This window comes from Gemella sp. zg-570 (genome assembly GCF_018866345.1).
GTDB lineage: Bacteria > Bacillota > Bacilli > Staphylococcales > Gemellaceae > Gemelliphila.
In genome coordinates, this window is record NZ_CP076443.1 from 502,008 (window position 1) to 524,642 (window position 22,635).

Below are 22,635 nucleotides of genomic sequence, written 5' to 3' on the forward strand. Positions count from 1 at the left end.
TGAAGTTGCTGGTGTATTTTATGGAGGCGATTTGGAATAAAATAAAGAAGCAAAAGATTTTACCCTAGAAATAATGAAAGAGTTAAAACGTAATGTTGATGGATGGGCTGCCAAATATGACTAATGGTTTAGTATCTATTCTACACCCTCAGAAAGTTTAAAATATAGATTTTACCGAATATATTAAAGAAAAATACGGAAGTTTAGAAAATATTAATGACAAAGATTATTATAAAAATTCATATCACTATGATGTTAGTAAAAATCCTACTCCACTTGAGAAATTATATTTTGAAAAAGATTATCCAGATTATGCAAGTGTTGGTTTTATTCACTACTGCGATTACCCAGTTCTACGTTAAAATCCTAAAGCTCTAGAAGCTGTTTGGAATTACGCCTATGACAAGATTGGATATTTAGGAACTAATACGACCATAGAAAAATGTTATGAATGTGGTTGTTAAGGAGATTTTGAACCAAACTAAAAAAAGATTCAAATGCCCATAATGTAGCAACAGAAATACAAAAACTTGTGATATTGTTAAGAGAACGTGTGGTTACTTGGGTAATCCACAAGCACGACCAATGATTAAGGGATGGGGCAAAGAAATAGTTTTTCGTGTTAAACACATGAAATAAGCAAACAAGAATAGATTTGAAAAATCTATTCTTTTAATTTATAATAATTTTTATTTAAACTTAATTTTAATTTTTCAATTTAAAATAAAACTGTAATTAAGTTATTGTGGAGGAATGTATGAGGTTATTATTAGCAGAAGATGAAAAAGATTTGGCAGAAGCCCTAGAAGCTATGCTAAAACATAATAATTATTCAATAGATGTTGTACATAATGGTCAAGATGCTCTAGACTATCTTTTATTAGATGATTATGACGGAGCTATACTTGATGTAATGATGCCAAAAATGGACGGAATAACCGTTGTAAAAAAAATTAGAGAAGAAAAAAAAAACACACCAATTTTAATACTAACTGCAAAATCAGAAATAGAAGATAAGGTAATGGGTTTAGATAGCGGTGCAGATGATTATTTAACAAAACCTTTTGCATCAAAAGAATTGTTGGCTCGTGTCCGTTCTATGACACGCAGACAGGCAACTTTTACAAGTAATGAATTAAAATTTGGCAATGTAAAATTAAATAAATTAACATTTGAATTATCAACTAACAAAGATAGTTACAGACTATCGAACAAAGAATTTCAAATTATGGAAATGCTAATGAGAAATCCTTGGAATGTTATTCCCACAGAAAACTTTTTAGAAAAAATTTGGGGATATGACAGCGAATCAGAAATAAATGTAGTTTGGGTGAATATATCCTATTTAAGAAGAAAGCTAAAATCTCTTGGAGCAAATATTCAAATAAAAGCTACAAGAAATGTTGGCTACACTCTGGAGGAATTAAATGATTAATACCTTACGCAGAAAATTTATTTTAGTTTCTGTTTCTACTGTTACTTTTGTAATATCGGCAGTATTTATTATTATAAATTTTTTAAATTACAATAATATTTCATCAAGAAGTGATGAAGTAATAAACAAATTTAAAAATGAACCCATACTTCTTAGAGAAATTATCGAAAATGGGACAGAAAATGGAAGTAGGGGAATAGTTTCTTCGGACAAAAATTTTTATAATGGTTTCTTTATTGCTCAAATAACAGACTACAATCAAATTATTAATATTTATAACAGAGATAACAGTGTTGGAATAGTTAAGGCGAAAGAAATTATCCAAGAAGCACTTGATGAAAATAATGACGGAGGATATATCGACTATTACAAATACGGTTATGTTGATTATGGAATAGAAAAATATATAGTATGTGCCAATGTAGAAAGAGAGCTAGGAATATTTTACCAATTTCTTACAAATAGCATCATAGTGGCTCTAGTTATAATAATAGTAATTTCAATTATTCTCGTAATAAGTTCAAAAAAAATAGTTGAACCAATAGAAATAAATTATGAAAAACAAAAACAATTTGTTACCGATGCTAGTCATGAATTAAAAACACCTCTCACAATAATAATTTCTAATGCAGATGTTTTAGAAATGGAAGTAGGCAAGTCAAAATGGTTAGACAATATTCATAATCAAATTGAGAGATTAACACACTTAATAAATAGTTTGGTAGCATTCAGCAGGGCAGAAGAAAGGGAAAATTTAATTAAAAATAATTTTTCTATGACAAATTTAGTTAAGTCAAGATTAGAAGACTTTCAAGAACTTGCTAATTTTAAAGATAAGGAAATTGTAGCCGATATTGCTGAAAATATTTTTTATAGTGGCGATAAGCAAACAATTATGCAGGTAATAGATATTTTACTTGATAATGCAATAAAATATGCTGATGATAATAGTATTATTAATGTTAATCTAACTAGCAACAAGAAAAGTATAAATCTAGTTGTTAGAAATAAAACAGAGGGAATAAAAGAGGGAGATTTAAGTAAAGTCTTTGATAGATTTTATCGACTTGATGAATCAAGAAATAGTAAAACTAAGGGATATGGAATAGGTTTATCTTTAGCAAAACTTATAATAGATAGGCATAAATCACAAATCAAGGCTTATGCTCCCAAAGATGATGAATTTATTATAGATATAAAATTTTTATTATAAAGAAAAAAGCTAGCATATTGATAATTTTTAAAATTAATTACCAATATGCTAGCTTTTTATATTATTCTTCTTTTCTCGGCAAAACTAAGTTTAAAATAAAAGCAATTATTGTTGCGATTATTATAGGTGAACTACCTATAAATGTTTAGAAAGCTAAAGGTGTTTTTGCTAGCGTTGCTGGGACAGTTGTTAGTCCTAGTCCAAATGCTAGAGATATACCAAGAATACCTGCATTTCTATTTTTCATTTTTTCTCTACTTATCAATTTTATACCGTTGATAGTAATTATTGAAAATACTGATAGAGTAGCTCCTCCTAAAACAGGATATGGAATAGTTGTCATAATAGAAGAAAATTTAGGGAAAAATCCTAGTGCTAAGATAATAATACCAGCAATAGTAACTACTTTTTTACTAACAACTTTAGTAATACTAATAATTCCAATATTTTGTGCAAAAGATGAAGAAGGTAAACCACCTAAAATAGCAGTTAGAAAACCACTAAGCTCTTTACTCATTAAGGCTCCTGATACTTCATTTTTACTAGCTTCCCTGTTAATTGCACCTACTGTAAGAGATGACACGTCCCCAATAACTTGTATAGATGTTACTAGATACATAACTATCATAGTAATAATTGCTCCAGTGTGAAACTCTATACCTAATGGTAAAACTTTAGGATATGATAGGTAAGGTGCAGAAGAAACTGCAGAAAAATCAACCAAACCAAAAGCAAAAGATAATAAATATCCAACAACTATTCCTATAAGAATACTAAGTATTTTTATATATCCTTTTCCAAAATGGTCGATAGCTAAGACTACTACTAAGGTTATAATAGCAACAGCCCAGTTAGTAAGATTTCCATATTCTTGTGTGTTTGATACTCCAGCCATATAAGAAATAGCTACGGGATAAAGTGAAATTCCCATAGAAAGAACTGTTGTACCTGTAACTATTGGAGGGAAATATTTTATAATTTTTTCTATAAATAATCCAAAGAAAACTAAGAAAATACTTCCTACTAAGCAGGCACCAAAGACTGAAGAAAATCCATAGTTAGAGTTTATAGTAATAATGACAGGAACGAATGCAAAGTTAGTACCCATAACTATTGGAAGTCTAGCACCAAATTTCCAAATACCATATATTTGTAATATTGTTGCAAGTCCAGCACAAATCATAGAGGACTGCACCATCTCTGTAATTTGTGCTGGTTTCAACCCAATACTCTGAGCAATTATAATAGCTGGTGCTATATTACCAATTATCATTGCAAGGACGTGTTGAATAGATATGGGTAGAGATTTACTAAAACTAGGATTACCATCCAACTTGAATAGTTCGGAATTAGACATAAAAGATTACTCCTTTTTAATTTTTATTTTGTATTCATATATATTAATATAAAAAATAATTTATTTCAAGTAATAAAAAATATTTTTTAACGAACTTTAAATATAAAAACAAGTGTAAACTTTTTATGTTGACATAAATATAATTATAAGTTATAATGATGATTGTGTTTATGAGGTGATATTTAATGAAATGGTTAAGATCTTCTTTATTCAAAGATAATAGTGATAAATTTATTTTTGAAGAAGAATTAGATATCAATATTGAAAATTTTACTCCCGCTATAAGTAGTATAGATAATATAAAAATTAGTGGAGTTCTCACAAGAAACGGTCAAGATAAAATTTTTGTCGATTTGCTTATCACAGGAACTTATAATGTTTATTCTAGTAGGACTATGAATATAATTTCTGTTCCTTTTGATATAGAAGAAAGAGAGGAATTTATTGATAAGTCATTTCTATATGGTGATGAAGATTATGATGTTAATGTTATGGATAGATTTATTGATATAAGTCATCTTGTTACTGAACTAATAATTTTGAACGCCCCGCTAAATTATTATTTAGAAAATGAAGAAATAGAATATAGTAGTGGTAAAGATTGGAAATTAATATCTGATGATTATATTGAAGAAAAGAAAAAGGAAAATCCTTTTTCTGCTTTAAGTGATATGTTTAAAGAAAGCTAATTCTCAGAATTAAATTATATGGAGGAAGTTAACTATGGCAGTTCCTTTTAGAAGAACATCGAAAACAGCTAAAAGAAAAAGAAGAACACATAAAAAATTATCTTCACCAGCTATTACTTTAGATGCTCAAAGTGGTAACTATGTAATGGGTCATCGTATTGATAGAAAAACTGGTATGTATAAAGGTAAACAAGTTCTAGACGTAAAATAATTAGATATTACCTAAGCAACTCTTTTGAGTTGCTTTTTTTAATACTAAAACAAAAAATATGACTACAACTTAAAGTAAACTAAGTTCGCCTATAAATATATAAAATGAAGTTTGATAGTTTAGATATTTTCTAAGTCTATTGTTAATTTCCATTAAATTGTTTATTAATTTTTCTTACCTCAATGCTGATTTATATTTTTTGTTTTTCTCTGCTTTTATATCTTCATAACTTGGTTTATATATCCTAAATATTGTAAAATGCTGAAGTCTTAAAATTTCTGCTATTATTCTAGTGGAAATTCGTAATTTCTTAATAATTCTATATTCTTTCTATTATTTAATTTAATAATTTATAACTCACATTTATCTTTGTGTGTTTTTACCGTTATTAACATTTTTCACTAAGTTATTATGTTTTTGTAATGTTTGTCACGTTTTATTTTATGAGCTAAGAATTATAATAAGTATTTTTATATTTATACAAGAAAAAATATTTTTTGTAATCTTTTTTAGTCAACGTATTTGCCAAAGAAGCATTAATTTTATACTAATTTTATTTTTATAGCGAATAAATTTTTTAAAATTTTTCTTACGAAAAAAATTCATTTATGCTATAATGATTATTTATAAGTTGGAGGTGATATTTTGATAGGAATTGGAACGCTAGTAAATACTTTAGCAATTATTACAGGAGGAGTATTAGGTTTATTTTTAAAAAATGGGATACCAGATAGAATAAAAAATTCTATACTAAAAATAATGGGACTGTCTGTTTTGTTAATGGGTCTTATTGGATTTTTAGAAAATATATTTTTTATTGATAATAGTATTATTAAATCAAAGAGTACAATGGTTATAACTATTGCGTTAGTGCTTGGTGTAATTGTTGGAGAAGTAATTGATATAGAAAAATATTTTGAAAAGTTTGGTTTTTATTTAAAATCAAAAGTAAGTAGTAAGGGCGATAATAATTTTGTTGAAGGATTTGTAACAACTTCTTTAATATTTTGTATAGGAGCTATGGGGATTTTAGGTTCTATTGCTGATGGAATAAATCATGACCCGAGTATTCTTTACAATAAAGCAATGCTCGATGGTATTACTTCTATGATTTTTGCATCTATGTTAGGTTTTGGTGTAATATTTTCTGCTCTTGCAGTTTTCTGCTATCAAGGGACAATAACATTATTATCATTTTTTATTGCCGACTATTTCACACAAGATATTATGGTTGGAATTTCAACTCTAGGTTCTATAATGATTTTTTGTTTGGGAAGTAATATGCTCTTTAAAACTAATGTAAAAGTTGGAAATATGTTACCAGCCTTATTAGTTGCCATTTTGTTTAAAATTTTTCATTTATTTTAAAAAGTTTTATTTTGTTTGCTAAATTCAAAAATTATATTTTTTATTTTGAAATAGGTAGACAGAAATAGAACTTTTTATTATTAAAATATTAGAATTAGCATTTACTTATAGTTTATAGTATAATGGTATGGATATATTTATTAAGGAGTAATATTTATGTTTTTTGCAGTAGCTATTGACGGTCCTGCTGGTTCTGGTAAAAGTACAATAACAAAAAGAGTAGCCAAGGAATTAGCATTTAATTATGTTGACACAGGAGCCTTATACCGTTCATTAACCTATAATTTTTTAATTCAAGGTTTAAAAGAATTAAATGAAGAAAAAATTAAAAAAATTTTAGATAATACAAAAATAAAAGTTTACTTTGATGATTTTGTTCAGAAGCAAGAAATAAATGAACAAGATGTTACAGATAAAATTAGAACGTCAGAAGTATCTACTTACACATCATTATTTGCTAAAAGTAAGAATGTTAGAGATTTTCTTATAAATGTTCAAAGAGGTTTGGCTAATAGTTGTAATGTTATAATGGATGGCAGGGACATAGGATCGGTAGTCTTACCCAATGCCAATGTAAAAATCTATCTTACAGCTTCAGTAGAAGAAAGAGCTAATAGAAGATATAAGGAAATGCTAAAATCTGGTAATTGTAGCGATATAAGTATAGAAGAAATACAAAAACAAATTTCCCAGCGTGATTATCAAGATGAAAATCGTGATATAGCTCCCTTAATTATGGTAGAAGATGCAATAAAAATAGATACAACTGAATTTACCATAGATGAGGTAGTAGATAAAATAAAAAATATTATTTTAAAAAAATACGAGGTAACAAAGTGTATAAGTTTGTAAAATTTTCTCTAACTCTTTATTATAAAATTTTTTATAAAGTAGAAGTTGTCAATAAGGGAAAACTAGAAAATTCCAAAGGAATGGTAATATCTGGTAATCATTTAAGTAATCACGACCCCTTGCTATTTGTTCCCTTTTTTGAAAATAAAATTCGCTTTATTGCAAAAGAAGAATTATTTAGGGTACCCTTATTAAAAAACTTTCTACAATCTACAAATGCTATTCCTGTAAAAAGGGGAACTTTTGACAGAGCTTGTATAACAGAAGCAATATCAGCCTTAAAAAATGGAGATAATATTGGTATTTTTCCAGAAGGTACTCGCTCTTACGCAAAAGATTTAAAATTAGGCAAGGCTCATAATGGTGTATCTTTAATATCGACAAGAGCAGAAGCTAAAGTTTTAACTTTTGCTATTATCCCCGAGAAAAATTTTAGAATTTTTTCAAAGATTAAGATAGTAATTGGTGATGTGATAGATACAGCCGATTTAAAAAAACATGGCTATAAACATGACGACATAACTAATGAAATAATGAAATCAATTCAAAATATTATAGACAAGGAGAATCAAAAATGTACGAAAAAACTATAAAATTCAAACTAGAGAAAAAATTTTTTAATAAATACGATTATTTAGATAATAAATATATTTATGAATGGCTAACACTAGCAAGAAAATATTTTTTAAATAGTTTGGGAATAGATATTGATTCTTTAGGAAATTATGGTTTCTACTATACGGATATTGAAATAAGAATATACATAAAAAATAATATAAAATTACAAAATAAGGACTTATTTATCAAGACAACATTAGCTAAGCATAATGGTATAAAATCAATATTTAATTATGAAGCCTATATTGATGGTCAGTTGCTACTAACTGCATCTAGCACACATAATGTATTGCGTTCAGATAGTGATAGAGCTGTTAGAATGGATAGATATTTACCAAAATGGGACCAAATATTAAAAGATGTGGTAAATAATGAATTGTAATATTTTAAAAGTATCTTAAGAATAGTCATGCTATCTTTTAAGATACTTATATTTTGAATAAAGGAGAATAAAGTTTTGATATATTTGGATAATGCGTCTACTACAAAACCCTTTAAAGAAGTATTAGAAACATTTATAGAAGTCAATAAAAATTATTATGGTAACACTGCAAGTATAAATAGTTATGGCAAAACAAATGCTAAGCTATTAGAAGCTAGTAGAAATCAAATAGCAGATATTCTTAAAATAAAAAGTAACAATATTTATTTTACTTCTGGAGCAACAGAAAGTAATAATATAGCCATACTAGGTGTTGCTCTGCATAAAAAAGATTTTGGCAAACACATTATAACTTCTAAAATAGAACATCCGTCAGTATTAGAAACCTTTCGTTCTTTAGAAAATCAAGGTTTTAAATTAGATTATATAAAAATTCTTCCAAATGGAAAAATAGATTTAGAACATCTAAAAAAATTACTTAGTAAGGATACAGTTTTACTTAGCGTAATGCAGGTTAATAATGTTTTTGGAGCTATACAACCAATTTCAGAAATAATAGAAATTTTAAAAGATTATCCCAAAGTACATTTTCATGTAGACGGTGTACAAGGTGTGATTAAGGATAAAATTAATCTTGATGAAATAGACAGTTATTCAATTTCTGCCCATAAATTTCATGGTTTAAAAGGAATTGGTTTACTCTATATAAAATCTAGGAGAGCCATTCAAAATATTAATTTTGGTGGGGGTCAAGAAGATAATTTACGAAACGGTACAGTGAATTTACCTAGTATAGTCGCCATGGCTAAGGCTATGCGTCTGTATGCAGAACAAATAGAAACAATAAAAAATAATCATAAAAATTTTAAAAAATATCTAGTAGAAGAATTATCAAAACTAGAATATGTCGAGATAAATTCTCCCTTAGCTGATACTTATGTTGATTCGATAGTAAATATAAGTCTACCAAAAATAAAAGGCGAAGCTATAATCAATGCTTTAAATGATGAGGGAATAATGATTTCGACAACCAGTGCTTGCTCATCTAAAAAATTTAATGTAAATGAAGCTTTAAATGCCCGTGGATTAGATGAAGATAATATCAAGGGAAGTATCAGAATAAGTTTTTCATATTTTACAAATATGCAAGAAATAGAAAAATTTGTTGAATTATTTAAAGAAAAATATAAGCAATTTAAAGAGGTAATAGAAAGTGGAATATAGTCATATTATAGTTAGGTATGGAGAATTAACTCTAAAATCAGGAAATAGAAATGAATTTTTAAAAAAACTAACAAAAAATATAAAATTAAATTTTAAAGAATTTAAGGGTTATCATATTCAGACAAAAAGAGATAGAATGTATATTCACTTAGATAATAATGAATATTTATCTGGAATGTTAGCTGTATTTAAAAAAATACCAGGTATTCACACATTTTCTCCTGTTATTAAATCACCTTTAGAAATAGATGAAGCCGAGAAAAAAATAGATATATTATTACAAAGTAAACTTGATAAAGAATATAAGTTTAAAATACAAACAAAACGTCCGAATAAAAATTTTCATAAGAATACAAATGAACTAAATAATATTTTTGGTAGCCATGTTTTAACAAATTATAGTAATTTAAAAGTAGATGTAAAAAATCCTGATTTTGTAATAAATGTCGAAGTAAGAAGTGAGGGTATATTTATTTTTACAGATTTTCTAAAAGGCTTGGGTGGTTTTCCTGCGAATACATCTTCTAAAGCTTTGTTGTTATTATCTGGAGGGATAGATTCCCCAGTTGCAGCCCACATGTTACAGGTTAAGGGAGTAGAAGTAGATATGATTCATTTTCAATCACCACCATTTACGTCTAATGAAGCCCTTGAAAAAATATTTAGTTTATCAAAAAAACTTAGTCAAACGGTAGGTACGGTAAAAGTACATGTAGTTAATTTTACAAAACTTCAAACTGAAATAGTAAAAAGAATACCCTCGAATTACACTATGACTTCTACAAGACGTTTTATGCTTAGAATATCAGAACTAATTGCAAAAAAAGAAGGGTGCTTAGCTCTTGCCACAGGAGAGTCTTTAGGACAAGTGGCTAGTCAAACATTAGAATCTATGAATTGTATTAACAGTGTAACTAATTTACCTGTACTAAGACCCCTACTTACAATGGACAAAATTGATATTATTAAGATAGCTACTGATATAGAAACTTATGAAATTTCTAATTTGCCTTTTGAAGATTGCTGTACAATATTTACACCTAAATCACCAAAAACAAAACCAAAATTAGAAAAAATCGAAGAATATGAAAGTCGAGATGATTATTCAGACTTAATAGACTTAACACTTGAAAGTGTGAAAACATATTTAGTGAATAAAAGTTCGGTTACTTTATTTGAAGATGAACAAGAAGTAATTGATAGGGAAAAAGAAAAATTTTCAAACTTATTATAAAGTAGAAAGAGAGAAAATTATGGAAAAAATAATAGTAATAGGAGCAGGTTTAGCTGGAAGTGAAGCAGCTTGGCAAATAGCAGAAAGAGGTATTAAGGTTGAACTTTATGAAATGCGATCTAAAAAAATGACACCAGCCCACAAAACAAATAATTTTGCAGAATTAGTATGTTCTAATTCTCTTAGGGCAAATGGACTGACAAACGGAGTAGGATTATTAAAAGAAGAAATGCGTCGCATAAATTCATTAATTATTTCTTGTGCCGATGCTACACAAGTTCCAGCTGGAGGTGCTTTAGCAGTAGATAGGAAAAAATTTTCTGAAATGATAACAGAGAAAATAAAAAATCATTCTAACATCACAGTAATAGAAAAAGAAATTACTGAAATACCTAAGACAGACACTCCAGTAATTATAGCAACTGGTCCTTTAACATCCGATGCTTTAGCAGAAGAAATAAAAAAATATACAAAACAAACAGGACTTTATTTTTATGATGCGGCGGCACCTATTGTAGAAAAAGATTCGATAGATATGAATAAAGTTTACTTGAAATCTCGTTATGATAAAGGAGAGGCAGCCTATCTTAACTGCCCCATGACAAAAGAAGAATTTGAAGTATTTTATAATGAATTAATCAAGGCAGAAGTAGCCCCTTTAAAAGAATTTGAAAAAGAAATATATTTTGAAGGCTGTATGCCTTTTGAAGAAATGGCAAAGCGTGGAGAAAAAACTTTATTATTTGGACCTATGAAACCGGTAGGGTTAGAAGACCCAACTGGCAAAAGACCCTATGCAGTAGTTCAACTTCGTCAAGATAATTCTGAAGGAACACTTTATAATATAGTGGGTTTTCAAACTCATTTAAAATGGGGAGAACAAAAAAGAATAATAAATCTTATTCCAGGTTTAGAAAATGCAAATATTGTTCGTTATGGTGTTATGCACAGAAATACTTATTTAAACTCGCCAACACTTTTAAAAAGAACTTATCAATTAAGAGGGCAAGAAAATATTTATTTTGCAGGGCAAATGACAGGAGTAGAAGGTTATGTTGAAAGTGCCGCATCTGGTATTGTAGCAGCATTGAATGCCGTTAATAATTCTAAAGGTAAAGAAATAATTTTTCCAACTGAAACAATGATTGGAGCAATGGCAAATTATATCGTTGATAATACGAGTAAAAATTTTCAACCCATTAATGCAAATTTCGGAATAATAAAACCTTTAGAAGAAAGAATAAAGGATAAAAAAGAAAAATATTCTAAGTATGCAGAACGTTCATTAGAAATTTTAAGTAAATTTTTAGAAAATATAGAATAAATATTTTAAAAATTATTTACATTTTATATAAATAACTGTATAATCTTAGGGGAGTAAATTAATTATAGGAGGAGAAAATGGCAAGTCTATTACAAAAAACTAGAAAAATAAGTGCTATTTTGCAAGAAGGAAGACATTCAAAAGTTGATTTTGAAGCAATGGCTATGAGACTTAGCGCAATTCTTGACTCTGTTGTATATATTTTAGATAATGATGGAAAAATATTAGGTTATGATTCTAGTATTGATTACTCAAATGAGCGTCTTGATGATATGATAAAAACTGGACGTGTAACAAATGATTATATCAATGCGGCTCTTAAAGTTTATTCTACTAAAGTTGACATACCTTTTAGACATGAACTTTCTATTTTTCCAATAGAAGAGGAAGAAAGATTTGACGGAAGAAGTTATACTGTAATTTTACCTGTTAGGGGTGCTGGCGAAAGACTTGGAACTCTTGTTATCGGTAAACTTGGAGAAAATTTTGAAGAAGATGATCTTGTTCTTGCTGAATATGCTTCAACGGTAGTAGGAATTGAAATATTACACGAAAATCAGGATAGAGAAAAAAATATTGCACGCGATAAAGATTTAGTAGTTATGTCTATGAACTCACTATCTTATTCTGAAAAAGAAGCGGTTGAACATATTTTTAAAGAATTAGATGGTAAAGAAGGTTTATTAATAGCTAGTAAGATAGCTGACAGAGTAGGGATTACTCGTTCAGTAATAGTAAACGCACTTAGAAAATTAGAAAGTGCTGGAATTATTGAATCGAAATCACTGGGTATGAAAGGAACTTTTATAAAAGTGCAAAAAGATTATTTCCTAGAATACATACTCAGTGGAGAAGAATTAAAATAATAAAATAAAAGCGTAGACTAAGAGGTTATATATTAAAGTTTTTACAGGAAATAATTCTATAACTGAGAGAATTATAAAACTAGATATGTATTTTTAACTTATGAGTAATTGTATAAGCGCCGGTGAGTACAATCGTTTGATTTGCGTTAAAAATCAATTAAGGAGAGTTAAAAATTACTCTTGAACTTGGGTGGTACCACGAACTTATTCGTCCCTGTAACAAATATTTGTTGCGGGGATTTTTATATTATAGAAAATAAATTAAAAAAAGAAATTTAAGAAGGAGAAATTTTAATGAATTTAGAACAATTAAAAGAGGAATATCAAAATTTAGTAAAAGAGATAAAAGATGAAAAATCACTTTATGATTTAAAAGTTAAGTTTTTAGGTAAAAAAGGTGCTTTGACTGAAATTATGAAAGGAGCAAAAAAATTATCTCCTGAAGAACGACCAGCTTTTGGTAAGGCTGTAAATGAAATTAAAGAATATATAAATAATAGTTTGGAAGAAACAAAAGAATATTTAATAAATAAAGCTACGGAAATGAAATTAGCAAGTGAAGAAATAGACGTAACCCTACCTTCTCGAAAAATAAATAGGGGAGGAATGAATCCTCTAAACAAAGTTATTGAAGAAATAGAGGAATTATTTATATCTATGGGTTATTCTGTTGCTGAAGGACCAGAGGTAGAAACAGACCATTTTAATTTTGAAATGTTAAATTTACCTAAAAATCATCCAGCAAGAGATATGCAAGATTCATTTTATATAACTAATGAACTTTTAATGAGAACTCAAACATCTCCTGTACAAGCAAGAGAAATGTTAAAGGCAAAAGGTAAGGGACCAGTAAAAATTATTTGTCCAGGTAAAGTATTTAGACGTGATAATGACGATGCTACTCACTCACATCAATTTACACAAATAGAGGGATTAGTAGTTGATAAGAATATAAGTTTTTCTGACTTGAAAGGAACTTTAGAATATTTAATAAAATCAATTTTTGGAGAAAATAAAAAAATTCGTTTGCGTCCTAGCTTTTTCCCATTTACTGAACCATCTGTTGAAGTAGATATTTCTTGGGGTAATGAAGATGATGAAGAAAACATAAAATGGTTAGAAATTTTAGGTGCAGGTATGGTACACCCCAACGTTTTAAAAATGGCAGGTTTTGATCCGGAAGTTTATTCAGGTTTTGCATTTGGAATGGGACCAGAACGTATCGCTATGTTGAAATATGGAATTTCTGATATAAGAAGTTTTTATACAAATGACGTAAGATTTTTAGAACAATTTGTTAGTAAAAGAAATGATTAATTAGGAGGATAATATGTTACTTAGTTATAACTGGTTAAAAGAATTAATTGATATAGATGACAGTGTAGAAAAATTAGCTGATAAAATTACTCGTGGTGGTTTAGAAGTAGAAGAATTAATTAAATTAGATAAAGACCTATCAGGTTTAGTAGTAGGTTATGTAAAAGAAAAAGAAAAACATCCAGATGCAGAAAAATTAAATATTTGTAGCGTAGATGTAGGTGATGAAGTATTACAAATAGTATGTGGAGCAGCCAACGTATCAAAAGGTCAATATGTTATAGTAGCAAAAGTAGGAGCAAAACTACCAGGTTTAAAAATAAAAAAAGCTAAACTTCGTGGCGTTGAATCACAAGGTATGATATGTTCTTTAAAAGAATTAGGTTTATCTAACTCAGTAGTTCCTAAAAATTCTCAAGAAGGAATATATGTTTTTAATAAGCCTATTCAAGTTGGTAGTGATGTTATAGAATTATTAGGTTTAAATGATACAATAATTGATATTTCTATCACACCAAATAGGGCAGATGCTTTGAGTATACGTGGAATTGTTTATGAAGTTGCTACACTCTATAATAAAAAATCAAATTTCAAAGAAATTTTAAATAATGAAAATTATCCTGCAACAAACTTAAATATAGAAATAGAAAGTGAAAATTGTTTATCTTATTGTGGGCAAATAGTAAATAATATAAAAATAGAAGAATCTCCACTTTGGTTGCAATCAAAATTAATGAGAGCAGGCATAAGACCTATTAATAATATTGTTGATATTACTAATTATGTTTTATTAGAATATGGTCAACCTATGCACGCTTTTGACAAAAATCTTTTAGGTGAAAAAATTTTAGTTCGTAATGCTAAAGAAAATGAAAAAATAATCACTCTAGATGGAGAAGAAAGAGAACTACTAGCAACAGACTTAGTTATTACAGACGGTACTCTTCCAGTAGCCTTAGCAGGAGTAATGGGCGGAGCAGATACAGAAATATCAGAAAAAACAACAAGTATTGTGCTAGAGTCTGCATATTTTTCTCCATTATCTGTAAGAAAAACTTCAGCATATCATAATTTAAGAAGCGAATCTTCAACACGTTTTGAAAAAGGAATAGATACAAAATTACAATTACTAGCACTGGGAAGAGCAGTGGAGTTAATAAAAGAATTATGCCCTGAGGCAAGTCCAGAAAAAATTGTAGCACTAGAAAAAGAAAATAAAGAAAATGAAATAGTAGTAACTACTGCATACATAAATAATTATATAGGTATAAAACTTACAACAAAAGAAATAGCAGATATACTTTTATTACTAAATTTTGTTGTGAAAATAAATGAAGAAGAATTAATAATTACAGTTCCGACAAGAAGACCTGATATAACAATCAAGCAAGATATAGCAGAAGAAGTTGCTAGATTATACGGCTATGATAATATACCTTCAAGCCTACCAAAATTTTCTAATTCAACTAAGGGTGGTTTAACATACAAACAAAATTTAGTGCGTGAGATAAGAAAATTATATGTGAATTTAGGATTTTCAGACACAATAAATTACTCTTTAGTATCAGATAAAGAAGCCAGTCAATTTACATTGGCAAAAAAAGAAAAAGTTTCTCTACTAATGCCAATGTCAGAAAATCACTCAACGCTTCGTCAAACTTTGTTATCAGGATTATTAAATACGGTAGTTTATAACAAGGCACGTCGTAATGAAAATTTAAAATTACTTGAAATAGGTAAGGTATTTTTTGGCAGTGGTGATGACAATGTTCAACCACAAGAAGAACTATATATAGCTGGTGCTATAACTGGTAAAGAACAAGTAACTAAGTGGCTAAAAGAAGAAAGAAAAATAGATTTTTATGACCTTAAATCCTATTTAGAATTATTATTTGTAAAATTAGGATTGCAAGAAAATATTTCCTACCAAAAAGCAAATATAGATTTAATGCATCCAGGTCGAACAGCAAAAGTTTTTTATAATGATGAAGAAATAGGGTTTATTGGAGAAATACATCCTACTTATGCTAGAGATTTAGACTTAGAAGAAACTTATGTTTTTGAAATTAATTTGGATAAGATACTATCTAACGATAAAGTTAAACCAACTTATTTTGAAATTTCTAAATATCCTCGTGTAAGTCGTGATATTGCCATGTTGATTGATGAAAAAGATGAATTTAAAAATATTGAAAACTTAATTAAAAATATTCCTAATAAATTAATTACGAATATAGAACTATTTGATATTTATCAAGGAATAGGTTTACCAAGTGGGAAAAAATCTATAGCTATAACAGTATTTTATAATGATAAAGAAAAAACTTTAACAGAAGAAGAAATAACAAAAGTTCATAGCCAAGTAATAGATGAATTAGTAAAATATGGTGTAACAATAAGATAAGAGGAAAAGTATATGACGATATTTTTATTACTCTTATTATCATACTTGCTTGGTTCTATACCATTTGCTTTGATAATAGGAAAAATATTTTTTAACAAAGATATTAGAAATATGGGTAGTGGAAATTTAGGTACAACCAATATGATAAGAAATCTTGGTAAAAAAGCAGGACTTGCAGTTTTTTTCTTAGATTTTTTAAAGGGCATTCTTAGTTTAATTATTGCCAATAAAATTTTAGGAGACGTAACCTATCTAACCTTATTTGGAGCTTTTGCGATGATAGGTCATATTTTTCCTATATTTGCTAACTTCAAAGGTGGCAAGGCTGTTGCGACAGGTTCATCTGTATTCGTGTATCTTTATCCTTATCTAGCCTTAGCCCTAATAATAATATTTTTTATAAATTTATTTATAACGGGCTATGTATCTCTTGGAAGTATTATAATTTCTTTTTTAGGAGCCTTATATATAGGAATATTTGGTGTAGGACTTGATAGATACATAATGGTATTTATGTGTATGTTCATAATATATATGCACAAGGATAATGTTATTAGAATAATTAAGGGAACAGAAAATATTTCAAAATTAAAAATAAAAAAATAAATTTTATTATAAATATTTGATTATAAAAATATTAAGGAGATGTAATGACTTATATAATTGACGGAAAAAAAATAGCAAGTGAAATAAGAAATGAAATAAAAAATCAAACACAGATTTTACTTGATAGGGGAATAGTACCAACTTTAGCAGTAATATTAGTAGGAGATAATAGAGCCTCAAGAAGTTATGTAAATTCTAAGCACAGAGCATGCTTAGAAAATAAAATAAATTCTGTGAAAATAGAACTTGCAGAAAATATTTCTGAGGAAAATCTTTTGCAAGAAATAGAAAAATTAAATAATGATAATTCTGTGCATGGTATTTTAGTTCAGTTACCCCTACCTAAACATATTAATTCAGAAAAAATATTAGAAGCTATAACCATAGAAAAAGATGTTGATGGTTTTAATCCTATAAACGTAGGAAAATTAACGCTAGGCACTGCAGAACTTATTCCATGTACGCCGTTAGGAATAATGAGTTTAATAGAAAGTGTAGAAGAAAATATAGAAGGGAAAAATGCTTTAGTTATAGGTAGAAGTAATATTGTTGGCAAACCAGTTGCTAGTTTGTTACTTCAAAAAAATGCAACAGTAACGATAGCACACTCAAAAACTAAAAATTTATCAGAATTAATAGCAAGGGCAGATATTATTGTATCTTGCGTGGGGATAGCACATTTCTTAACAGATGAATATAATTATAAAAACACAGCAACTGTTATAGATGTAGGAAATAATTATAAAGATGATAAATTAGTAGGCGATGTTGATTTTGAAAAAGTTAAAGAAAAAGTAAAACATATATCTCCTGTTCCTGGTGGTGTCGGACCAATGACGATAACTATGTTAATGTATAATACTATACTGGCACAGAAAGTTCAGAATAATAAATAAAAATTAATCGGCAGAAACCCATATATGTACTTCTGTCGTACGTAAAATATAGAAACAAACTATTGAAATTTTAAAATTTTTATGATATTATACATCAGTAGGATAAAAAAAGAAATGATAAGTGCTAGGTTAGAACATAAGGCAAAATGTACAATAAAAAATTAATTTCATTTTTAGCGGTTGCAGGATTAGTTGTTACAGGATGTTATAGTCAAAGTAGCAATCAAAAAACAACTACACTAGTAAAAGAAGTAAAAACAATTACTTCAGAAGATTTTACAAAAGCATTAACTGATATGAGCTATCAACTTGTTGACACTTTATTTTATATTAAAATATAATGTTAAAATTGAATTTATATATTATTATGTAATTATTTATATTATTTTATTAAACACTTTGCAATTTTTAAAATTATTTACTATTAAGAAAATTAAATAATAGTATTGACAATAAATATATATAGTGATATACTTTTCATTAATATTAGACAGAAGCATTGATGAGTAGCATATAGAATATTTAAAGAGAGCATACGTTTGCTGAGAGTATGTAATATGAAATTTGTGAATATGGTCTATGTTTGTCAATAGAGTAAGCAATTAAAATTAGTGAACTTTATTCGTTGTGCCACGTTATAGGCAAAGGCTATGTTAGTAGCTGAAGTAAAAATCAAGGTGGTACCGCGTTTTGACGCCCTTATTGTATATGCAATAAGGGTGTTTTTATTTTTATAATATTGAAAAGGAGAAATACAATGACAAAAAAATCAATTATAGAGTTAAAAAATGTAAATAAAATCTATAAAAATAATGTTCATGCAATTAAAAATATAGACTTGAATGTCGAAAAAGGAGATATTTATGGAATAATAGGTTACTCAGGTGCAGGAAAATCTACATTAATCAGATTATTAAATGGTCTTGAAACTGCAACAGACGGTCAAGTTATTGTTTTGGGAGAAGATTTTGGAAAAATCAGTAATGAGAAACGTCGTCTAAAAAGACAAAATATTGGAATGATTTTTCAACATTTCAATTTACTTTGGAGCAGAACTGTTGCAGAAAATATTGAATTTCCTTTAGAAATTTTAGGAGTTGCTAAAGATGAAAGAAAAAAAAGAGTTGATGAACTTGTAAAACTTGTAGGTTTAGAAGATAGAAAAGATAATTATCCATCTCAATTATCTGGAGGACAAAAACAACGCGTTGGTATAGCGAGAGCCTTGGCAGGTAATCCTAAAATTTTACTTTGTGATGAAGCAACAAGTGCATTAGACCCTGAAACAACAGCTGATGTATTAGAATTAATTAATGAAATTCATAAAAAAATAAATATTACAGTTGTTTTAATAACGCATGAAATGAATGTAGTAAAAACTATCTGCACTAAAGTTGCAGTAATAGACAATGGTGAAATTGTAGAATCTGGTTTAGTGTATGATGTATTTTATAAACCGCAACAAGAAGTTACAAAACGCTTCTTAAAACAAACAGCATTTAGTTCAGAAAAATCAGCCAATAAAAATATAAAAAATTGGAAAGAAACTTTTGTTAATGGAAAAATAGTAAAATTAACATTTGATGACAAACATTTTAGCGAACCAATAGTAAGTAAACTAGCAAAAGAAAATTCAGTAACTGTTAATATTATCCAAGGTAAAATTGATAAAATAAAAACAGGGAATATCGGAACTTTATATATACAGATTGTTGGAGAAGATAATAATATAGAGCAAGCTATTAATAAATTATATGAATTAGAAATTTCTGTGGAGGTATTATAATATGGATTTTTCAAGAGTAAATTGGGACAAAATAATAGAAAAAACAATAGAAACATTGATAATGACATCAGAATCTTTAATAGCAGTTTTTATTTTAGGTATGGTTTTAGGATTATTACTTTATTTAACATCAACAAGTAATAATAAATTAGTAATAACTGTTTACACAATAATAACTGCAATAGTAAATATATTTAGGGCTATACCTTTTATTATTTTAATAGTTCTATTAATACCTTTTACAAAAGTTCTAGTCGGTACAATTTTAGGTGTGCAAGCAGCTATACCAGCCTTGATAATATCATCAGCACCATTTTATGCTCGTTTAGTAGAAATTGGCTTGCGAGAAGTTGACAAGGGAGTTATCGAAGCAGCTAAAGCAATGGGAGCAAAAAATATTACTATTATTACAAAAGTTCTTATCCCAGAAAGCAAGCCAGCTTTAATATCAGGAATTACAGTTACAGCTATCGCCCTTGTTGGTTCAACTGCTATGGCAGGTGTTATTGGCGCTGGAGGTCTTGGGAACTTAGCCTACTTAGATGGTTTTCAACGTAATAATAATGCAGTAACTTTAGTTTCTACAATAGTAATTTTGATAATAGTATTTGTCGTTCAATACCTAGGAGATTTTGCAGTTAAGAAAGTAGATAAGAGATAATTTTTTAGCAACTTTAAAATTATTTTTAGTATAAAAATTTTGAGTATAAAATAATTTTTCAATTTTAATATTATAATTTATTACAATAAATTATATACATACTTTGTATTATTGTGATAAAATAAAAATAATTATATTAAAATTTAGAGAGGAAAATGTAGTAATGAATAAAAAAACATTTTACATAACGACCCCTATTTATTATCCGAGTGGGAATTTACACATAGGGCATGCATATACTACCGTAGCCTGCGATACGATAACTAGATATAAAAAAATACAGGGTTATGACACGTTCTTTTTAACAGGAACTGATGAACATGGGCAAAAAATACAACAAAAAGCTCAAGAAAAAGGAATTAGTGAACAAGAATATGTAGATACAATGATAGAAGACATAAAAAAACTTTGGTCTTCTATGGATATAAATTACAGTAAATTTATAAGAACGACTGACACTTATCATAAAAAAGCAGTTGCTAATATTTTTGATAAGTTGCTAGAAAAAGGCGATATATATTTAGGAGAATATGAGGGCTGGTATTCAATCAGTGATGAAGAATATTTTACAGAAACTCAATTACAAGAAGTTTTTCGTGATGAAAATGGGAAAATGATTGGTGGTATTGCTCCAAGTGGTAATGAAGTTAAGCTAGTAAAAGAAGAATGTTACTTCTTTAAGATGAGTAAATATGCTGATAGATTAGTTGCTTATTATGATGAACATCCTGAATTTATCTTACCTGAAAGTCGCAAAAATGAAATGTTAAATAATTTCATCAAACCAGGTTTGGAAGATTTAGCAGTTACTCGTACAACATTTGATTGGGGAGTTAAAGTTAATTCTGCCCCTAAACATGTTGTTTACGTTTGGATTGACGCATTGGTTAATTACATAACTGCACTAGGTTATGCAACTGGTGAAAGTGATGAATTATTCAAGAAATACTGGCCAGCAGATGTTCAAGTTGTAGGAAAAGAAATTATTCGTTTCCATATTATTTATTGGCCTATATTACTTATGGCTTTAGACTTACCTTTACCTAAAAAGATTTTTGGTCATGGTTGGCTTCTTATGAAAGACGGTAAAATGTCTAAATCAAAAGGAAATGTAGTAGACCCTTATATGTTAATTTCACGTTACGGTTTAGATTCTGTTAGATACTACTTAATGCGTGAAGTTCCTTTTGGGCAAGACGGATTATTTACGCCAGAAAGTTTTATTGACAGAATAAATTCAGACTTATCTAACGACTTAGGAAATTTATTGAATAGAACAATTTCTATGATTAATAAATATTGCGATGGTTTTATTCCAGCCTTTGTTGCAACGGAAGATGAAATTGATAAAGATTTAATTTCTAATGCCAAACAAATGGTTGATGAATATGAAAATTATATGGAGAATATGCAATTTTCTAAAGCCTTAGAAAGTCTTTGGAAATTTATAACAAGAACTAATAAATATATAGACCAAACAAGTCCTTGGTTACTAGCTAAAGACGAATCAAAAAAATCAGTTCTTGATAAAGTGATGAATTATTTGGCAGAAAGTTTACGCATTACTACCATATTAATAAGTCCGTTTTTAACTAAAGCACCTAAAGAAATAAAAACTCAACTTAATCTTACAGATGAGTTACTAACTTATGCAAGTGTTAAAGAATTTGGAAAATTTGACGGAACAATCAAGGTTACAGAAAAACCAGAACCAATATTCCCTAGATTTGATAAAAATATAGAAATAGAATACATAAAAGAACAAATGTCTCCAAAAGCATTGGCTAATTTGGAAGAAGCAGAAGAAAAAAATGATAATTTTATTCCCTTGGCTGAAGAAATTACAATCGACAAATTTTTTGAAACTTCACTTCGTGTTGCACAAGTAATGAGTTGTGAAAAAGTTAAAAAAAGTTCAAAATTACTTAAATTAAAATTAGATTTAGGAAATCATACTCGTCAAATAATTTCAGGAATAGCAAAATATTACGAGCCAGAAGTATTAGTAGGAAAAAAAGTTGCAGTAGTTGCAAATTTAAAAGCAGTTAAATTATGCGGTGAACTTAGTGAAGGAATGATTTTATCTGCAGAAAAAGATGGAATACTAAAAGTAGTAGAAATAAATTATGATATTCCTAATGGTGCTGAAATAAGATAATAAAAAAACTCTTGATAATCAAGAGTTTTTTTAT

At 28.1% G+C, this 22,635-nt stretch carries 22 protein-coding genes; 21 read left to right on the forward strand and 1 reads right to left on the reverse strand.

Annotated elements, in window-relative coordinates:
• Positions 1 to 212: 212 nt before the first annotated feature.
• From nrdD to KMP11_RS02540, 3 genes are all read left to right on the forward strand, one after another.
• Positions 213 to 362 (forward strand): anaerobic ribonucleoside-triphosphate reductase, encoded by a 150-nt coding sequence (nrdD, locus tag KMP11_RS07650; RefSeq protein WP_253195976.1) that lies wholly within the window; start codon positions 213 to 215, stop codon positions 360 to 362.
• 395 nt (positions 363 to 757) lie between these two features.
• Positions 758 to 1,435: a response regulator transcription factor gene (locus KMP11_RS02535; protein ID WP_215756341.1), complete on the forward strand. Its 678-nt coding sequence runs from the start codon at positions 758 to 760 to the stop codon at positions 1,433 to 1,435.
• Positions 1,428 to 2,648, forward strand: coding sequence for a sensor histidine kinase (locus KMP11_RS02540; RefSeq protein WP_215756342.1), 1,221 nt, complete (start codon positions 1,428 to 1,430; stop codon positions 2,646 to 2,648). The genes KMP11_RS02535 and KMP11_RS02540 overlap by 8 nt, the downstream gene beginning before the upstream one ends.
• 145 nt (positions 2,649 to 2,793) lie before the next feature.
• Here the strand turns inward: KMP11_RS02540 and KMP11_RS02545 are convergent, their stop codons facing one another.
• Positions 2,794 to 4,005 carry a uracil-xanthine permease family protein gene (locus tag KMP11_RS02545; RefSeq protein WP_215756343.1) on the reverse strand — a complete coding sequence of 404 codons (1,212 nt, stop codon included), beginning with the start codon at positions 4,003 to 4,005 and terminating at the stop codon, positions 2,794 to 2,796.
• Positions 4,006 to 4,190: 185 nt separating this feature from the next.
• Here KMP11_RS02545 and KMP11_RS02550 point away from each other — a divergent pair, with 185 nt between their 5' ends.
• From KMP11_RS02550 to metG, 18 genes are all read left to right on the forward strand, one after another.
• Positions 4,191 to 4,694 carry a YceD family protein gene (locus tag KMP11_RS02550; RefSeq protein WP_215756344.1) on the forward strand — a complete coding sequence of 168 codons (504 nt, stop codon included), beginning with the start codon at positions 4,191 to 4,193 and terminating at the stop codon, positions 4,692 to 4,694.
• 34 nt (positions 4,695 to 4,728) lie between these two features.
• Positions 4,729 to 4,905 (forward strand): 50S ribosomal protein L32, encoded by a 177-nt coding sequence (rpmF, locus tag KMP11_RS02555; protein WP_215756345.1) that lies wholly within the window; start codon positions 4,729 to 4,731, stop codon positions 4,903 to 4,905.
• A gap of 645 nt (positions 4,906 to 5,550) precedes the next feature.
• Positions 5,551 to 6,273: a DUF554 domain-containing protein gene (locus KMP11_RS02560; protein ID WP_215756346.1), complete on the forward strand. Its 723-nt coding sequence runs from the start codon at positions 5,551 to 5,553 to the stop codon at positions 6,271 to 6,273.
• Positions 6,274 to 6,429: 156 nt separating this feature from the next.
• Entirely contained in the window at positions 6,430 to 7,125 is a 696-nt protein-coding gene (cmk, locus tag KMP11_RS02565; protein ID WP_215756347.1) for a (d)CMP kinase, read from the forward strand.
• A complete protein-coding gene (locus KMP11_RS02570; protein ID WP_215756348.1) occupies positions 7,110 to 7,718 on the forward strand; it encodes a lysophospholipid acyltransferase family protein in 609 nt (202 codons plus the stop codon). The genes cmk and KMP11_RS02570 overlap by 16 nt, the downstream gene beginning before the upstream one ends.
• Complete coding sequence (locus KMP11_RS02575; RefSeq protein WP_215756349.1) at positions 7,700 to 8,125, forward strand: acyl-CoA thioesterase family protein; 426 nt, start codon at positions 7,700 to 7,702, stop codon at positions 8,123 to 8,125. The genes KMP11_RS02570 and KMP11_RS02575 overlap by 19 nt, the downstream gene beginning before the upstream one ends.
• Positions 8,126 to 8,200: 75 nt before the next feature.
• Positions 8,201 to 9,349, forward strand: coding sequence for a cysteine desulfurase family protein (locus KMP11_RS02580; RefSeq protein WP_216280031.1), 1,149 nt, complete (start codon positions 8,201 to 8,203; stop codon positions 9,347 to 9,349).
• Positions 9,339 to 10,583, forward strand: a complete 1,245-nt coding sequence (gene thiI, locus KMP11_RS02585; RefSeq protein WP_215756351.1) for a tRNA uracil 4-sulfurtransferase ThiI — start codon at positions 9,339 to 9,341, stop codon at positions 10,581 to 10,583. The genes KMP11_RS02580 and thiI overlap by 11 nt, the downstream gene beginning before the upstream one ends.
• A gap of 16 nt (positions 10,584 to 10,599) precedes the next feature.
• Positions 10,600 to 11,907 carry an FADH(2)-oxidizing methylenetetrahydrofolate--tRNA-(uracil(54)-C(5))-methyltransferase TrmFO gene (gene trmFO / locus KMP11_RS02590; protein ID WP_215756379.1) on the forward strand — a complete coding sequence of 436 codons (1,308 nt, stop codon included), beginning with the start codon at positions 10,600 to 10,602 and terminating at the stop codon, positions 11,905 to 11,907.
• Positions 11,908 to 11,984: 77 nt separating this feature from the next.
• Entirely contained in the window at positions 11,985 to 12,773 is a 789-nt protein-coding gene (codY, locus tag KMP11_RS02595) for a GTP-sensing pleiotropic transcriptional regulator CodY (protein WP_215756352.1), read from the forward strand.
• A 294-nt stretch (positions 12,774 to 13,067) separates the two neighbouring features.
• Positions 13,068 to 14,090 (forward strand): phenylalanine--tRNA ligase subunit alpha, encoded by a 1,023-nt coding sequence (gene pheS / locus KMP11_RS02600; protein ID WP_252344683.1) that lies wholly within the window; start codon positions 13,068 to 13,070, stop codon positions 14,088 to 14,090.
• 13 nt (positions 14,091 to 14,103) lie between these two features.
• A complete protein-coding gene (pheT, locus tag KMP11_RS02605; RefSeq protein WP_216280032.1) occupies positions 14,104 to 16,494 on the forward strand; it encodes a phenylalanine--tRNA ligase subunit beta in 2,391 nt (796 codons plus the stop codon).
• 12 nt (positions 16,495 to 16,506) lie between these two features.
• Positions 16,507 to 17,100 carry a glycerol-3-phosphate 1-O-acyltransferase PlsY gene (gene plsY, locus KMP11_RS02610; RefSeq protein ID WP_216280033.1) on the forward strand — a complete coding sequence of 198 codons (594 nt, stop codon included), beginning with the start codon at positions 16,507 to 16,509 and terminating at the stop codon, positions 17,098 to 17,100.
• A 44-nt stretch (positions 17,101 to 17,144) separates the two neighbouring features.
• On the forward strand, positions 17,145 to 17,996 hold the full coding sequence (locus KMP11_RS02615) for a bifunctional 5,10-methylenetetrahydrofolate dehydrogenase/5,10-methenyltetrahydrofolate cyclohydrolase (RefSeq protein WP_216280034.1): 852 nt from the start codon (positions 17,145 to 17,147) through the stop codon (positions 17,994 to 17,996).
• Between the two features lie 146 nt (positions 17,997 to 18,142).
• Positions 18,143 to 18,337, forward strand: coding sequence for a hypothetical protein (locus KMP11_RS02620; RefSeq protein ID WP_216280035.1), 195 nt, complete (start codon positions 18,143 to 18,145; stop codon positions 18,335 to 18,337).
• A gap of 431 nt (positions 18,338 to 18,768) precedes the next feature.
• On the forward strand, positions 18,769 to 19,782 hold the full coding sequence (locus KMP11_RS02625; protein WP_215756381.1) for a methionine ABC transporter ATP-binding protein: 1,014 nt from the start codon (positions 18,769 to 18,771) through the stop codon (positions 19,780 to 19,782).
• Between the two features lies 1 nt (position 19,783).
• The gene (locus tag KMP11_RS02630) at positions 19,784 to 20,443 is read left to right on the forward strand and encodes a methionine ABC transporter permease (protein ID WP_215756357.1); all 660 of its coding nucleotides are present in this window, start codon (positions 19,784 to 19,786) and stop codon (positions 20,441 to 20,443) included.
• A 163-nt stretch (positions 20,444 to 20,606) separates the two neighbouring features.
• On the forward strand, positions 20,607 to 22,601 hold the full coding sequence (gene metG, locus KMP11_RS02635) for a methionine--tRNA ligase (protein ID WP_215756358.1): 1,995 nt from the start codon (positions 20,607 to 20,609) through the stop codon (positions 22,599 to 22,601).
• Positions 22,602 to 22,635: the final 34 nt, after the last annotated feature.